At 61.0% G+C, this 16,099-nt stretch carries 14 protein-coding genes; 10 read left to right on the top strand and 4 right to left on the bottom strand.

Features of this window, described 5'->3' with window-relative positions; genetic code table 11:
- The first annotated feature begins 107 nt into the window (after positions 1-107).
- The 3 genes from BLS41_RS24415 to BLS41_RS24405 all read left to right on the top strand — a co-directional run bounded on the left by BLS41_RS24415 (position 108) and on the right by BLS41_RS24405 (position 4,672).
- Entirely contained in the window at positions 108-1,010 is a 903-nt protein-coding gene (locus BLS41_RS24415; RefSeq protein WP_074769486.1) for a LysR family transcriptional regulator, read from the top strand.
- Positions 1,011-1,137: 127 nt separating this feature from the next.
- Positions 1,138-3,078: an aconitase family protein gene (locus tag BLS41_RS24410; protein ID WP_074769484.1), complete on the top strand. Its 1,941-nt coding sequence runs from the start codon at positions 1,138-1,140 to the stop codon at positions 3,076-3,078.
- Between the two features lie 124 nt (positions 3,079-3,202).
- Positions 3,203-4,672: an MFS transporter gene (locus BLS41_RS24405; protein WP_074769482.1), complete on the top strand. Its 1,470-nt coding sequence runs from the start codon at positions 3,203-3,205 to the stop codon at positions 4,670-4,672.
- 76 nt (positions 4,673-4,748) lie between these two features.
- Here the strand turns inward: BLS41_RS24405 and catC are convergent, their stop codons facing one another.
- The 3 genes from catC to BLS41_RS24390 all read right to left on the bottom strand — a co-directional run bounded on the left by catC (position 4,749) and on the right by BLS41_RS24390 (position 7,280).
- Positions 4,749-5,027 (bottom strand): muconolactone Delta-isomerase, encoded by a 279-nt coding sequence (gene catC, locus BLS41_RS24400; RefSeq protein WP_074769480.1) that lies wholly within the window; start codon positions 5,025-5,027, stop codon positions 4,749-4,751.
- A gap of 96 nt (positions 5,028-5,123) precedes the next feature.
- Positions 5,124-6,251 (bottom strand): muconate/chloromuconate family cycloisomerase, encoded by a 1,128-nt coding sequence (locus BLS41_RS24395; protein ID WP_074769478.1) that lies wholly within the window; start codon positions 6,249-6,251, stop codon positions 5,124-5,126.
- Positions 6,252-6,356: 105 nt separating this feature from the next.
- Positions 6,357-7,280 (bottom strand): LysR family transcriptional regulator, encoded by a 924-nt coding sequence (locus tag BLS41_RS24390; RefSeq protein WP_074769476.1) that lies wholly within the window; start codon positions 7,278-7,280, stop codon positions 6,357-6,359.
- Positions 7,281-7,455: 175 nt separating this feature from the next.
- Between BLS41_RS24390 and catA the strand changes: the two genes are divergently transcribed.
- The 7 genes from catA to BLS41_RS24355 all read left to right on the top strand — a co-directional run bounded on the left by catA (position 7,456) and on the right by BLS41_RS24355 (position 15,102).
- Entirely contained in the window at positions 7,456-8,391 is a 936-nt protein-coding gene (gene catA / locus BLS41_RS24385) for a catechol 1,2-dioxygenase (RefSeq protein WP_074769474.1), read from the top strand.
- 118 nt (positions 8,392-8,509) lie between these two features.
- Positions 8,510-9,868 carry a Rieske 2Fe-2S domain-containing protein gene (locus tag BLS41_RS24380; protein WP_074769472.1) on the top strand — a complete coding sequence of 453 codons (1,359 nt, stop codon included), beginning with the start codon at positions 8,510-8,512 and terminating at the stop codon, positions 9,866-9,868.
- Positions 9,865-10,353, top strand: coding sequence for a benzoate 1,2-dioxygenase small subunit (gene benB, locus BLS41_RS24375; protein WP_074769470.1), 489 nt, complete (start codon positions 9,865-9,867; stop codon positions 10,351-10,353). The genes BLS41_RS24380 and benB overlap by 4 nt, the downstream gene beginning before the upstream one ends.
- 40 nt (positions 10,354-10,393) lie before the next feature.
- Positions 10,394-11,416 carry a benzoate 1,2-dioxygenase electron transfer component BenC gene (gene benC / locus BLS41_RS24370; protein WP_074769468.1) on the top strand — a complete coding sequence of 341 codons (1,023 nt, stop codon included), beginning with the start codon at positions 10,394-10,396 and terminating at the stop codon, positions 11,414-11,416.
- Positions 11,413-12,189: a benzoate diol dehydrogenase BenD gene (gene benD / locus BLS41_RS24365; protein WP_074769466.1), complete on the top strand. Its 777-nt coding sequence runs from the start codon at positions 11,413-11,415 to the stop codon at positions 12,187-12,189. The genes benC and benD overlap by 4 nt, the downstream gene beginning before the upstream one ends.
- Positions 12,190-12,268: 79 nt before the next feature.
- Complete coding sequence (locus tag BLS41_RS24360; protein WP_074769464.1) at positions 12,269-13,525, top strand: GTPase; 1,257 nt, start codon at positions 12,269-12,271, stop codon at positions 13,523-13,525.
- A complete protein-coding gene (locus BLS41_RS24355) occupies positions 13,522-15,102 on the top strand; it encodes a GTPase (protein WP_074769462.1) in 1,581 nt (526 codons plus the stop codon). Before BLS41_RS24360 ends, BLS41_RS24355 begins: the two co-directional genes overlap by 4 nt.
- 75 nt (positions 15,103-15,177) lie before the next feature.
- Here the strand turns inward: BLS41_RS24355 and BLS41_RS24350 are convergent, their stop codons facing one another.
- Positions 15,178-16,050 carry a LysR family transcriptional regulator gene (locus BLS41_RS24350; protein ID WP_074769460.1) on the bottom strand — a complete coding sequence of 291 codons (873 nt, stop codon included), beginning with the start codon at positions 16,048-16,050 and terminating at the stop codon, positions 15,178-15,180.
- Positions 16,051-16,099 lie beyond the last annotated feature (49 nt).

The following is a 16,099-nucleotide window of genomic DNA, read 5'->3' as shown; positions in this document are numbered from 1 at the left end:
GGTACTGGCAGCGCTGGTTTTAGCCCCGTATGTCCCCATCGTTTTGGCGAATGACGCAATCCGCGTCACAATCCTTCTTCCCCGAAGATCGAGCGCCTGACGACATCATGGAAAACCTCCTCAAGAAACTCGACCTGACTTCGCTGCGTCTGTTCGTCGCCGTCTGCCAGGAGCAGAACATCGCGCGCGCGGCCGAGCGCGAGTTCATCGCATCGTCCGCGGTGAGCCGGCGTATCGCGGAGATCGAGGCCGTGATCGGCTTGCCGGTAATCCAGCGGCAGTCGCGCGGCATTACCGTGACGCCGGTCGGCGAGACTGTGCTGCGCTACGCGTTGGCGATCATCGGCAATATCGAACAGATGAGCGCGGAGTTGTCGCGCTTTTCGTCGGGCGCGAAAGGGCGCGTGCGGGTGGTCGCGAATCTGTCGTCGATCGTGCAGTTTTTACCCGAGGATGTCGCCGCGTTCGGGCGCGCGTTTCCGGAGGTATCGATCGAACTGGAAGAGGAGAATAGTGCCGACGTAGTGCGTATTGTCGACGAACACGGCGCGGACTTCGGCATCTGCAATCCGGTCGCCGGCAGCGAAGCGTTGGAGCAGGTGCCGTACCGGCAGGACCGTCTCGCGGTACTGGTGCCGGGCGGTCATCGGCTTGCGGCTGCGCAGCGCGTGGCGTTCGACGATCTGCTGGACGACAGCTTTGTCGGTCTGCGCAGCGAGAGCGCGCTCACGCGTCTGCTGACGCAACAGGCGGCTGTCGCCGGCCGTCAACTCGACGTGAAGATTCGCGTCAGCAGTCTCGACGCGTTGTGCCGGATGGTGCATGCGGGGCTCGGCATCGCCGTGGTGCCGGAGCAGGTCGGGCTGCTTTACGTCAATGCGCTCGACGTGCGCGTGCCGTCGTTGAGCGACGCCTGGGCCGTGCGCCGCCTGGTGATGATTTTCAAGGCGCGCGATCAGTTGAGCGCAAGCGCAGCGGCGCTGGTCGGGTTTCTCGGCACGGGCAAATAGCGCGGTTGCGCGGGCCGAATGCGTCGTCGGGTATGGATGCATCTCCAGACGAGAAGTCTGCGTTGCCGCACCAGCACTTCGGCGATGCAACATCGCGCCGTATAGTGTTTGCAAGGAGAACCTTGCCATGACCGATACGATTCGACTGGACGGCCGCGTGCTGTACCTGTCCCAGGACCCCGCTGTGATCGACGCGCAACTCGCGGGCGACAACTTCACGCGTGAGACAGCAGGTGCGCTGCGCGACAACGTGTCCACCGACGAAATCACGCCCGTCACCGTGATGCTCACGTACGACGAACGCCTCGGCCAGTTTCCGTATGTCGGCTTCAAGGCCGGGGAGCGCATGCCGATTGGCCGCAACGCGATTCGCGACGGCGGCTTCCAGGTGACCGTGGCAGGCAAGCGCTATGGCAAAGGATCGTCGCGCGAATCGAGTCCGCTGGCGGAGTTGTCGGCGGGCATCAGGCTGATCGTCGCGGAAAGTTTCGAGCGGATCTATCAGCAGAATTGCGACAACATCGGCATTCTGACCACCACCGATTTCACGGTGCTCGACCGTCTGATCGCGGGCGAAGCGATCTCCATCGAAGAGTTTCTCAAAGGCCGCGACGCGCTCACGCAGCAGATCGTGCGCAGCGGTGGCCTGCTCGCGTATAGCCGTTTCGCGGACTGGCCCGCGCCGCGCGTGAGAGACAACGCAACGAGCGCCACCCCAAAGACGCTGGTCGAAAAGATCATCGACCGTCATCTGCACCCGGGTATCGCCGGCGCGCAGCGTGGCGACGGCGTGTTCATCGCCGCCGACTGGCGCTTCAGCCACGACTATTTCACGGGCATGTGCGCCCACCTGATGCATCGCGCGTTCGGCAAGCCCGCGCCGCTGCATGCGCCGGATCACATCATCGCGTTTCAGGATCATCTGGTGCTGGCGCCGCAGAGCATTCCACATGTGCGCGACGGACTGTTGTCCGGCGTCGCGAATCTGATGGAAGGCCACACGTCGTTTTCGCGCGACTATCCGGTGCGCTCGCACGGCGCGCTCGATAACTTACCCGGCTCCGAAGGCATCTGCCATGCGTTGATGGCCGAGCAATACGCGTTGCCGGGACAGGTGGCGTGCGGCACCGATTCGCATACGCCGCACTCGGGCGCGCTCGGCTGCCTCGCGTTCGGCGCGGGCGCCACGGAAATCGCCAATAGCTGGGTGACCGGCTACGTGCGCTGCAAGGTGCCGGAGACGTTGCGGATCGAGATCGACGGCGCATTGCGTGACGGCGTGACCGCGAAGGACGTAGTGCTGCATCTGCTGCGGATGGACGCGATCCGCTCGGGCAGCGCGATCGGCCTCGTGTTCGAATACGGCGGCGCGGCGGTGCGCGCGATGTCGATCGACGAGCGCGCAACGTTGACGAACATGGTCGCGGAATTGGGCGGGTTCACCGGCATCGTCGAGCCTGACGAGCGCACGGAGGCGTTTCTGAAGGAGCGGCGCGGCGTCGATTTCACCGTCGAATCGTGGATGAAAAGCGACGCGGGCGCGACGTACCGCGACACGATTCATATCGACGCAAACGCGATCGAGCCGATGCTCGCGCGACCCGGCGACCCCGGCAACGGCGTGCCCGCACCGCAACTCGAACAGGACGTCGCGGTCGATATCGCATACGGCGGCTCCTGCACCGCCGGCAAGCGCGAGGACTTCGACTTCTATCACGAGGTGCTGCGCTGGGGCGTCGAGCGGGGCATTCGCGTGCCCGACGGTACGCGCCTGTACCTGCAATTCGGCACCATGGCGGTGCGCGCGTATTGCGAGGAACAGGGCTATCTGCCGGTTTTCGAGCGCGCGGGCGTGACGCTCGTGATGCCCGGCTGCGGATCGTGCGCGAATTGCGGCCCCGGTCAATCGGCCGCCGCGAACGAGGTCACGATCAGCGCGATCAACCGTAATTTTCCGGGCCGCTCGGGGCCGGGCGACGTCTGGCTGGCCAGCCCGTACACGGTGGCAGCCAGCGCCCTGGCCGGAAAAATCACCACCTTCGAACAATTGAAGCGCGCACGCGGCTAGAATGCTCGCCGGACCCAGGGTCCGGCAGCGTGGTGCGTGCAAGGCGCAAAAGGTCGACAGGCCGGCACCAGACCGGCCCCGGCGAGCCTCATATTTTCGCCTGCATCACCAGGAGACAAACAACATGGCATCACCCGATCACACCGGGGCCGTCACCCGCAACGGCGCTCATGCGGCGGCATCGGCCGGCGCTCTGGAAGGGGGCGCGGCCAGCGCGGCGTCGCTCGACGCAGGCAGCATTTCGGCACGCCTCGACCGGCTGCCCGCCACCCGTTCCATCTGGAAACTGGTGGTGCTGCTGAGCCTCGGCTTCTTCTTCGAACTCTACGATCTGCTGTATTCCGGCTATATCGCGCCGGGCCTCGTCAAGAGCGGGCTGCTGACGGCGACCACTCACGGGCTGTTCGGCACGACCGGCGTCGCGAGTTTTATTGCCGCGCTATTCAGCGGGCTGTTTATCGGCACGATTGCATGCGGTTTTCTCGCCGATCGCTTCGGACGCCGCGCCGTCTTCACGTATTCGCTGCTGTGGTACACGGCGGCGAACGTGATCATGGCTTTTCAGGAAACGGCCACGGGGCTGAACTTCTGGCGCTTTGTCGCGGGCATCGGCATCGGCGTCGAACTGGTGACGATCGGCACTTACATCTCCGAACTGGTGCCCAAACAGATTCGCGGTCGCGCGTTCGCGTGCGAGCAGGCGGTGGGTTTTACCGCTGTCCCTGTCGTGGCGTTTCTGTCGTTTCTGCTGGTGCCGCGCACGCTGTTCGGTCTCGACGGCTGGCGTTGGGTCGTGCTGATCGGCGCACACGGCGCGCTGTTTGTCTGGTGGATCCGCCGGGCGCTGCCGGAAAGCCCGCGCTGGCTCGCGCAGCAAGGCCGCGTTGCCGAAGCCGACCGCGTGATGACCGAACTCGAAGCGAAGGTGCGCCGCGAATACGGCCGCGAGTTGCCGCCGCCTGCTCCGCCGGTGCCGGTCGCGCCGCGCGGGAGTTTCCGCGATATGTGGGTGCCCCCATACCGCAGCCGCACGCTGATGATGACGATCTTCAACATCTTCCAGACGGTGGGTTTTTACGGCTTCGCGAACTGGGTGCCGACGTTGCTGATCAAGCAGGGCATTACGATTACCACGAGTCTGATGTATTCGAGCGTGATCGCGCTGGCCGCGCCGCTGGGTCCGGTGATCGGGCTTTTTATCGGCGACCGCTTCGAGCGTAAGACCGTGATCGTGGTGATGGCGGGCGTGAATATCGTCTGCGGGCTGTGGTTCAGCCAGGCGTCGGGCGCGGTGTTGCTGGTGAGCCTGGGCGTGTGTCTGACGCTCGCGGGCAATATCATTTCCTACAGCTTTCACGCGTATCAGTCGGAGCTTTTTCCGACCAGCATCCGCGCGCGTGCAGTGGGCTTCGTGTATTCGTGGAGCCGGTTTTCCGCGATCTTCACGGCGTTTCTGATTGCCGAGGTGTTGAAGCAGTTCGGCACGGCGGGCGTGTTCGTGTTTATCGCGGGGGCGATGCTGATTGTGATGCTGGCGATTGGGTTGATGGGGCCGCGTACCAAAGGGCTTGAACTGGAGAAGATTTCCCGGTAGTTCGCCTGAAGCCAGTAATGAAAGTTGTTGCTACAGCGGCGAAAAAGTCCGCCGCTGTAGCAACAACGTTGCCTTATCAGCGTATCGAAGAAGGATGACGCGCGAGCGCCGTCACCTTCATCGTCATATACGGAAACAGCGGCAGGCCGGAAAGAATCGTGTGAAGCTCATCGTTCGATTCAACATCGAACACGCTGTAATTAGCGTACTCGCCGACAACACGATGCAACTGCTGCCACTTCCCTTGCCGTTGCAATTCCTGCGAGTAAGCCTTTTCGCGCGCCTTGATTTCGTCGGCCTGAGCGGCGGGCATATCGTGCGGCAGATGTACGTCCATTCTTACGAGATAAAGCATTGTCTTCCTCTGCGAAATAAGGCAAATGAGACGCTCCCGCAGGCCAGCCAAGCGGGAGAAGTCGGCGTGAGCGGTTTTGCGTCGCGCTAGTGGCGCTCAGCTTTTCTTGTCGCGACGATAGAAGGCGAGCTTGTCTTCGTCGATATGAAGACCCAGGCCCGGACCTTCCGGCAAATGAAGGTCGAAGTCCCGATATTGCGGCCGCGCCGTGACGATATCGTCCTTCACGAGCAGCGGCCCGAATAGTTCGGTACCCCAGGCAAGTTGCGGCAGCGCGCAGAATCCATGCGCCGACGCAATCGATCCAATGCTGCCTTCGAGCATCGTGCCGCCATACAGCGAGATACCTGCCGCATCCGCGATAGCCGCTGCGCGCATCATTCCGTAGATACCGCCAGACTTCGCGATCTTCAACGCGAACACGTCGGCACATGCGTCGCGTGCGAGTTCGAGCGCGTCTTCCGGGCCGGTCACGGCTTCGTCGGCCATGATCGGCACGATGAAACGCGCGGCCAGCCTGGCGAGCGCGCCGCGCTGCTCGCGAGGTGTCGGCTGCTCGATCAGGTCGATGCCGGCGGCTTCGAGCGCTGCGATGCCGAGCGTCGCGTCAACTTCACTCCAGGCCTGATTCACGTCGACCGTGACCTTCGCGCGATCGCCGAGCGCCGCCTTGATCTTCGATACGTGAGCGACGTCGTCACGCACGCTGCGGCGGCCGATCTTCAGTTTGAACGTGTTATGGCGGCGTTCGGCGAGGAGCGTCTCCGCTTCCTCGATATCCCGTTGCGTGTCTCCGCTCGCGAGCGTCCAGAGAACGGGGAGCGTCTTGCGCACAGCGCCGCCCAGCAACGTCGATACGGGCACGCCGAGGCGTTTGCCCTGCGCATCGAGTAAAGCGGTTTCGATCGCGCATTTGGCGAAGCGGTTGCCTTTCGCGACCTTGTTCAGCTTGAGCATCGCGCTGTTGATATTGGTCGCGTCCTGGCCGATGACCGCCGGTGCAAGGTAGGTGTCGATAGTCAGCTTGATGCCTTCGGGACTCTCGTCACCGTACGACAGCCCGCCGATCGTGGTGGCTTCGCCAAGGCCTTCGATGCCGTCGCTGGAACGCAGCCGGACGATGACGAGGGTTTGCTGCTGCATCGTCGCCATGGCTAGCTGATGCGCGCGAATGGTCGGGAGATCGACCAGAATCGCTTCGACGGAGGTGATTTGCGGGTTCATACCTTGGGTGACGGAGTGGATGAGTTGCTGCAGTATTGCCCGCGCAATAATCGGCTGTCCAACACCATTAACGTCTAGTGCGATACCGCAGAGGTATGGCGGCAGTCACGGAGCCCGCTCGACGCGAGCTGTGTAGGGGATATCCTCTTCCTCGTACAGTCGGTACACGAGTTCGAGCATTTCGCGGATGTCGCGCGATTCGTCGAGCGCGCGCATGCTCATGATGATCGGCGACACCAGCGTCGGGTCGTCCAGTTCCTTGTAGCTCACGTCGTCGCGCTTGAGGCCGTTCACGCTGCTCGGAACAATGGAAATGCCTTCGCCCGCCGCAACCAGTCCCAGCGCGATCTGCAATTCGCGCACTTCGTAAATCTTGCGCGGTTCCAGCGCGCGGTCGTGAAAGGCCGCGAGCACCTGGTCCGCGTAACTGGGGCGGGGCGACTTCGGGAAAATGATCAGCGTTTCGTTAGTCAGGTCGCGCAGGGCCACAACGGGTTTCGCCGTGGAAAGCGGATGGCCCTCCGGCAACGCCACGATCATCTTCTCTTCGCGGAGAATCACCCGGCGGATGTTCGGGTCCTCCAGCCGGATACGGCCGAAACCGACGTCGATCCGCCCGTCCTTCAGCGCCCGGATCTGATCCATCGTCGACATTTCGTGCAGGCTCAACTCGACTGTCGCATTCTGGTCGCGAAAGCGCCGGATGATTTTCGGCAGCATGCCATACAGGGTCGACCCGACGAACCCAACCGACAGACTCCGCTCGATATTGCCCACACGCCGGGTCATGGATTCGAGATCGGCAGTCTGCGCGAGCAACTGGGCGGCATGCGAATAAAAGAACTTGCCGGTCTCCGTCAGCTTTAGCGGACGTGAATTGCGCTCCAGTAACTGGACGCCGAGCGTCTCTTCGAGTTGCTGGATCTGACGGCTTAAAGGCGGCTGCGCAATGTTGAGCCGCTGCGCCGCGCGCGTGAAATTGCGTTCCTCGGCCACCGCGACGAAATAACGAAGATGCCGCAGTTCCATTTCAATACCTCCTGGATATAGCCCGATACCAAATCAGTGTTGGACGCGGCTTTGTACTGTCCATTATTCTGCATTCACACTCTGTTTCAGCACCCAATTATACCTTTCAGACATATCTAAGCGTGTGCCGGATCAAGGGTTAACCCCCACCATAAATAGAGATTCAGGAGCAGACATGAGCGTCAAAGTGTTCGATACGAAGGAAGTGCAGGACCTGTTGAAGGCCGCTGCCAACCTCGGAAGCCAGGACGGCAATGCTCGCGCGAAGCAGATCGTCAATCGCCTGCTGGGCGACCTGTTCAAGGCCATCGACGACCTCGACATGACGCCCGATGAAATCTGGGCGGGTGTCCACTACTTCAACAAGCTGGGCCAGGACGGCGAAGCCGCGTTGCTCGCCGCCGGTCTCGGTCTGGAAAAATTCCTCGACATCCGGATGGACGCCGAAGACAAGGCCGCCGACATCACTGGCGGCACGGCCCGCACGATTGAAGGTCCGTTGTACGTCGCTGGCGCACCGGTGCGTGACGGCGTCGCGAAGCTCGACGTCAACCCGGACGAGGATGCAGGACCGCTGGTCATTCGCGGCACGGTGACGGGTCCTGACGGCAAGCCCGTCGCGGGCGCGGTAGTCGAATGCTGGCACGCCAACTCGAAGGGCTTCTATTCGCATTTCGACCCGACGGGCGCGCAGAGCGAGTTCAATCTGCGTGGCGCGGTGAGCACGGGTGCCGACGGCAAGTACGAATTCCGCACGCTGATGCCGGTCGGCTACGGCTGCCCGCCGCACGGCGCGACGCAGCAGTTGCTGAACGTGCTCGCGCGTCATGGCAACCGTCCCGCGCACGTTCACTTCTTCGCCACGAGCGACAAATACCGCAAGCTGACCACGCAGATCAACATCGAAGGCGATCCGCTGATCTGGGACGACTTCGCGTACGCCACCCGTGAAGATCTGATTCCGCACGTCGTTGAAAAGACCGGCGGCCTGGCGCTCGGCATGAAGGCCGACGCGTATAAGGAAATCGAGTTCAACATCGGGTTGACGCCGCTGGTGCAGGGCAAGGACAACCAGCTCGTCAATCGTCTGCGCGCGTCCGCGACAGCCTGAGCGTCCGACGCGCTCACGCGGCTGCACCGTCGTACCCCTGCTGCCGCTCAATTCTCCGCCCATTTTTTTCTACACCGATGCGCGTGCTCCGTGAGGAGTACGCGTAGGGAGAACACTTATGTCTGCCACTATCGACAAAGCCCAGCAGCTGGATGAACTGCTGAATACCGCCGTTCAGGATGACAGGGAAAACGGCGTATTCCGTTGCCGCCGCGACATCTTTACCAACGCCGATCTGTTCGAACTCGAGATGAAACATATCTTCGAGAGCAATTGGGTTTATCTCGCGCATGAGAGCCAGATTCCCGAGAACAACGATTACTACACGACATGGATCGGCCGCCAGCCAATCGTCGTCACGCGTGACAAGACCGGCGAACTGCACGCGGTGATCAACGCATGCGCGCATAAGGGCGCGATGCTGTGCCGCAAGAAGCACGGCAATAAAGGCACTTTCACGTGTCCGTTTCACGGCTGGAGTTTTGCCAATACCGGCAAGCTGCTGAAAGTGAAAGATGTGAAAACCACCGAATATCCGGTGCAATTCAATACCAACGGTTCACACGATCTGAAGAAAGTCGCGCGCTTCCAGAGCTATCGCGGCTTCCTGTTCGGCAGCCTGAATGCAGACGCGATGCCGCTGGAGGACTACCTCGGCGAGACTAAAGTGATCATCGATCAGATCGTCGATCAGGCCGCCAACGGACTCGAAGTATTGCGCGGCAATTCGTCGTATATCTACGACGGCAACTGGAAAATGCAGATGGAAAACGGCTGCGACGGCTACCACGTCAGCACCGTGCACTGGAACTATGCCGCGACGATGGACCGTCGCAAGGTCGACGGCACGAAGGCCGTGGATGCGAATAGCTGGAGCAAATCGGTGGCCGGTGTGTACGGCTTCGACCACGGCCACATTCTGCTGTGGACAAAAACGATGAACCCGGAAGTGCGGCCGGTCTATCAATACCGCGACGAGATCAAGGCGCGCGTGGGCGAGGTGCAGGCGGATTTCATCGTCAACCAGACGCGCAACCTGTGTCTGTATCCGAATGTGTTTTTGATGGACCAGTTCAGCACGCAGATTCGCGTGGTGCGTCCCATCAGCGTCGACAAGACGGAAGTCAGTATTTTCTGCTTTGCGCCGAAGGGCGAGAGCGCAGCCGACCGGGCGACCCGCATCCGTCAATACGAAGATTTCTTCAACGTCTCGGGTATGGGCACCGCCGACGATCTCGAAGAATTTCGCGCCTGCCAGGCCGGTTACGCGGGCACTACTGCGCTGTGGAACGATCTGTCGCGCGGCGCGCCGTTGTGGGTCGAAGGCGCGGACGCGAATGCGAAGACGATGGGTCTGAAGCCGCGCATTTCCGGCGAGCGCAGCGAAGACGAAGGCTTGTTCGTCTGCCAGCACGAATACTGGGTACATGTCATGCGCGACGCGCTGAAAAAAGAACACGCGGAGGTGCCGGCATGAGCTTCGACTACCAGAAAATCTGCGCGATGCTTTATCGCGAAGCGCGTCTGCTCGACGACCGTCAATGGGACGACTGGCTCGCCTGCTACACCGAAGACGTCACCTACTGGATGCCGGCGTGGGACGACGACGATCGGCTCACCGACGACCACGAGAGCCAGATTTCGCTGATGTACTACCCGGATCGCGGCGGCCTGGAAGACCGCGTGTTTCGCATCAAGACCGAACGAAGCGGTGCTTCGATGCCCGAGCCGCGCACCAGCCACAACGTCACCAATGTGGAGGTGCTGGCTGCGCGCGATAACGAAGTGGACGTGCGCTACAACTTCAACACGCTCAGCCATCGCTACAAAAGCACCGATCAGTTCTTCGGCACGATGTTCGTCACGCTGCGAAAGGTCGACGATGCCCTGCTGATTTCGTACAAGCGAATCGTATTGAAGAACGACTATATCCGCCAGGTGCTCGACGTTTATCACGTTTGATAACGGGTATCTGAAGGAAACAGGAAGTACAGGAGGCAAGATGTCCAGCTACAACATTGCACTGAATTTCGAAGATGGCGTGACCCGCTTCGTCACCTGCAAAGTGGGTGAAAAAGTACTCGACGCCGCCTTTCGCGCGAAGATCAACCTGCCGATGGATTGCTCCGACGGCGTGTGCGGCACCTGCAAATGCCGCGCCGAAAGCGGGCGCTACGATCTCGGCGATGACTATATCGAAGACGCGCTGAGCGAAGACGAGAAAGACAGCGGGCTCGTCCTCACGTGTCAGATGGTGCCGCAAAGCGATTGTGTGATCGCGGTGCCGGCATCTTCAACGGCTTGCAAAACCGCGCAGAGCAAATTCGCCGCGACAGTTTCGAAGGTGGAGCAGCACAACGACGCGGCGGTCGTACTCGAACTTGACGTGGACACAGCAGCGCCAGTATTCCTGCCGGGGCAGTACGTGAATATCGACGTGCCCGGCAGCGGGCAGCATCGCTCGTATTCGTTTTCGTCGGCGCCGGGCGAGTCGAAAATCAGCTTTCTGATCAAGCGAATCAGTGGCGGCGTGATGAGCACCTGGCTCGAATCGGCGCAGCCGGGCAGCCAGGTCGAGTTGACCGGGCCGCTCGGCAGTTTCTATTTGCGTACGGTGGAGCGGCCATTGCTGTTTCTTGCGGGCGGCACGGGCCTTGCACCGTTTCTGTCGATGCTGGAAGTACTCGCACGCACTCATGCACAGCAGAAGGTTCATCTCATTTACGGCGTGACGCGCGATCTCGATCTGGTGCAGGTCGACGCCATTGAAGCTTACGCAGAGAGGCTGCCGAATTTCAGTTTCAGCACGGTCGTCGCCGATGCGCAATCGTCACACCCGCGCAAAGGTTGGGTCACGCAGCACATGCCGGCCGAAGCGTTGAACGACGGTGACGTCGATGTTTATCTGTGCGGGCCGCCGCCGATGGTCGATGCCGTGCGCAAGCATTTCGACGACACCGGCGTGAAGCCGAACAGCTTCCACTACGAGAAGTTCACCCCCAATGCAGCGACGGCGGCCGTATGAGCGCGCAACGATTCGCGGGCAAGGTGATGGTCGTGACCGGGGCGGCGCAGGGCATCGGCCGCGGTGTGGCGTTGCGTGCGGCTGCCGAGGGCGCGAAGGTGCTGTTCGTCGATCGCGCGGATTTCGTCGGCGAAGTGGCTGCTGAAGCAAATACGGCCGACACGGCGGGTATCGTCGCCGACCTGGAAACCTACGAAGGCGCGGCATCGGCGATGGCGTTTGCGGCGAGCCGGTTTGGCGGAATCGATATTCTGATCAACGGCGTGGGCGGCGCGATTCGCATGCGCCCGTTTGCCGAATTCGAGCCCGCGCAGATCGACGCGGAAATTCGCCGCTCGTTGATGCCGACGCTGTATGCGTGCCATGCGGTGTTGCCGCATCTGCTGAAGCGGGGTGGTGGAACGATTGTCAATGTGTCGTCGAATGCGACGCGCGGTATTCGACGCGTTCCGTATTCGGCAGCCAAGGGCGGGGTCAATGCGATGACCCAGTCGCTCGCGATGGAATACGCGGAGCGCAATATTCGCGTGGTCGCCACGGCGCCAGGCGGGACCGATGCGCCGCCGCGACGCGTGCCGCGCAACAGCGCCGGCGATAGTCAGCAGGAAAAAAGGTGGATGGGCGAAGCGGTAAAACAGGTGACCGATTCCACCTTTTTGAAGCGCTATGGCAGTATCGACGAACAGGTCGCGCCGATTCTGTTTCTCGCGTCGGACGAAGCGGGGTATATCACGGGTACGGTATTGCCGGTGGCCGGTGGCGATACGGGCTGAACCAGGCTGACATAAGTGAAGCGTCGAGATTGAACAATAAGCCGGAGACGGCAGGTGGCGATAAGCGAAGGAGTGCGCTTTGTCTGACGAAATTCGCAAGCAGGCAACTCGCGATGTGATATCTGTTTTGCCCGGCCGGGCTGACGACATCACGCGTCTCGTCACGTTGATCGAGAACGGTGAACCCATCGTCACCGTCATCGGAAAGTACAACCACGGTAAGAGCCGCCTGCTGAACGAACTGATCGGCCGCGACATTTTTGCGGTGGCGGACAGGCGGGAAACGGTGAGACTCGCCGACAACGTTCATAACAGCGTGCGCTGGCTCGACGCTCCGGGTCTCGATGCGGACGTCGGCACCGAAGACGACCGCCACGCTTTTCACGCCGCGTGGTTGAAGGCGGATATTCGCCTGTTCGTGCATGCTGCCAAAGAGGGCGAACTCGACGCCCGCGAATTGGCATTGCTCGACGAACTGCACGCCGACGGTGACCGGACGCAACGGGCGACCCTGTTCGTGCTTTCGCAGATCGACCAGTTGGCCGACGACGCAGAGTTGCAGAAAGTCGGCAACACGATTGCCGCGCAATTGCCGGGCATGACGCTGCACGCCGTGTCGGCGGTGCGCCATCGTAAAGGGGCGCACGAGGGCAAAAAGCTGATGCTGGAGAAAAGCGGCATGCCGTCTCTGCGCATCCTGCTCGACGCGGCACTTGCTTGTGTGCCGCAAGCGCGAGTGCATGAAGCCGCGCTGCTGTTCGGCGAAATCCGTGCAGAACTCGAAGCGCTTCTCGCCGTGCAGAACCAGACGCGCGATGCGTTGAGCGAGTTACAGAGTCGCCAGCAACTGGAATTCTCGGAAGGGCTGAAAGGCGTGATCGGCAAAGTGAGCGTCGATATCGAGGCCATGCTGGATGCGCTCGGAACTGACCACGCGATCATCCCGGACTCCGCGAATGATGCGTACGCGATCACCGCCGGGAAGCTGGAACGCGCGCACATCCAGATCGCTTACTCGCGCGCGTGCATCGCAATCGACAGCTTTCTGGCCGGGCACGGCGTCATTGGATTGCCCGTCGAGCAGGAAACCGTCGCGCGCGCACTCAACTCCGTGATGGTTGCGGTGATGGGCGTGTCGGTCAAGTTTCGCAAAGACCTGCGCAGGATGTTCTGCGAGCCTGCTGGCAGGGAGCGGATACAGCGTGATTTCACTCGCTACTACGAGTTGTCTGCTGATAGAAAAGCGCTGGCGGCGCAAATCGCGGATGTCGAATCGACGGTCGTCGCTTGCGGTAATGCGTTGTCCGCATTGCACTCGCTGGAGGCATTCGCATGAAGGCGGACGTGACCAGCGAGCAACGCTTCATCGCCGATGTCGATGCATTCGAGTTCATCGACAGCGAACTCGAAACCATCCTGCATCTGCTCGAAGACTGGCTCGCGCGACTCACTACCACTCTGCAATTGCAGCACCTCACGAGTGCCGGATTGGCGCAGCACAACTCATTGGCGACGCTGGCCGAAGCCACCAACACGTTGCTGCGAAACAGTGTGCCTGCGTGGGCGCAGCAATGGGCCAATCTGAAACCGGCCCAGGCGCTGGCCGAATCTTTCGACGACAAAGCACTGCTGCTGGTCTTCGGCAAGTTCAACGCGGGGAAGAGTTCATTCTGCAATTTTCTCGCCGATCGCTTTGCGGCATACAGTAAGACGGTCGAATATTTCTATCTGGATGGCGGTCGTATCGTCGCGACCCCGGAGCGTTTCAGTGAAGGCGTCACGGAAACCACGGCACGAATGCAAGGCGTGTGTCTCGGCGGAAAACTCGTGCTCGTGGATACACCGGGTCTGCATTCCGCGACACCCGACAACGCGGCTTTGACTCAACGCTTCACAGACAGCGCCGACGGTGTGTTGTGGCTGACCAGTTCCACGTCACCGGGGCAGGTGCAGGAACTGGACGAACTCGGCCGTGAACTGCATCGGAACAAGCCGCTTTTGCCGGTCGTCACGCGAAGCGACGTGTACGAAGAGGACGAGATCGACGGTGAAATTCGAAAGTGTCTGCGCGGTAAGAGCGCGCAGAATCGCGCCGACCAGGAGAACGACGTCAAGGCCCGCGCGGAGGAAAAACTCGTAGCAATGGGCGTGTCGACCAGTCTACTGAAACCCCCTGTGTCGATCTCTGCATACCTCGCGCGTGCGCAAAATCAAACACCGGCAGCAATGATCGAGTCGGGATTCGAAAGGCTTTACGACGCGCTTCTCGATGTCGCCGAGGCGACGCTCGCGTATAAGCGGCGCAAGCTGGCCGAGATGTTTCTGCATCATCTGGAAGAGAACGTGTTGGGGACGTTATGTGTCGACGCAATGTCGATGCTTGCGCAATTGCAGTCGTTGTCGGCGGCGGCGCTAGATGATCTCGAACGACAGCAGGAACACATCATTCGATCGGTGTGGCGCAGTGTGGTACCGACGCTGCCCGATTTGCTGGAACAACATTCGGCGACGCGCGATGTCAAGGCAATCTGCAATAGCCTGTCGCAAACCGTCACTGCTTCGTTTTCGCGCGAAGTGAATCAGCGGTTGGGCGATTATGTCATTGAGCCGGAGGCCAGCGCGGCCGGAATCGAGCTAGGTGAAGATGCGCAATTCGAGGATATCGTGATCGAATCCGATACGACGTCGGGCCCGATACGCAAAGTGGTCGGTGTCGACTATCAGCGCCTTCATGCTGCGCTCGGCAAAGCGATTCAACAGCACATCGTGCAACTGTCCAGTCATGCTGTGGGGCAGTGTAATGCGTCGATCAAACAATTGATGCAACGCGCGAGCTCTCTGCAAGATTCCCTGCAAATGCACGAAAGAGATTTGCTCAGCCTGAAGGCGACACTCCGGTCCGACTTTGCCTGAGCCGAAGCAAATTGCCGCAGTACGATCGATTCTGCTCATCGTCAAGCGGCCAATTTTCAACCTGGCTCAATCCGCTCAGATTGCCTCGGTCAAATGCCGCACGATTGCCGCTGTCACGGCCATCTTGCCGTGCTGCGCGCGCTCCAGCATGCCCACTTCGCGCCTCACATCGGACTGGGGCAGCGGTAGCACACGCAACGCGTCGTCACGCGTCCACGAAGAACGCCTTAGCAGCGGCACGACCGCGACGCCAATGCCCTGGCGCACCAGTTCGGCAATCCCTTCGAGCGAGTTGAGTTCGAGAAATTCGTTGACCTTGAAACGCTGCTTGCGAATCGCGCGATCTATCACGACGCCGGTTCGCTGAGTCCGGTCGAATCGCAGGAATCGCTGTGTTTTCAGCAACTCAGGAACGGACGCAGGGACCATGTTCGCGTTGGCGAGCAGCACGACCGGTTCCGAATAGACAGGCGTCCATTGCACGCTCGCAGGTCTGCGCCCCGGCGTGTCGATGATCACCGCCGCGTCGATCTCGCCAGCGTCGACACGCGCGGCCAGATCGACGGATTTTGCCGCCATGATTCGCACGTCGAGATTCGGCCGTGCAATCTTCAGATGCGCCGCCGCCTCCGCGAGCGCACCCACTACCGACTCGATCGCGCCGATCGAAACCGGCCCGACATGCTCTTCGAGACCGCCTGCGGTCAGCTTCATCGCCTCGTATAGCGACAACAATTGTTGCGCGTGCGGGAGCAGGCTTTTGCCCATTGCGTTGAGCATGATAGAGCGCCCGCAACGGTCGAAAAGTTCGTGTCTGAACTCGGTTTCGAGTGCACGCATCTGCATGCTGACCGCCGATTGCGTCAGCGCCATCTGTTCGGCGGCCAAGGCGAACGAGCCGTGACGCGCCACCGCGACGAAGGTTCGGAGAAAACGGATCGTGCTCAAGTCGACCTCGACAACATCGGAAATGAAGGCGCCCGTACTGGCCCGGACA

Source organism: Paraburkholderia fungorum, from assembly GCF_900099835.1.
GTDB classification, from domain to species: domain Bacteria; phylum Pseudomonadota; class Gammaproteobacteria; order Burkholderiales; family Burkholderiaceae; genus Paraburkholderia; species Paraburkholderia fungorum_A.
The sequence above is the reverse complement of the archived record's forward strand: the minus strand, read 5'-3'. Positions and strand labels throughout refer to the sequence as shown.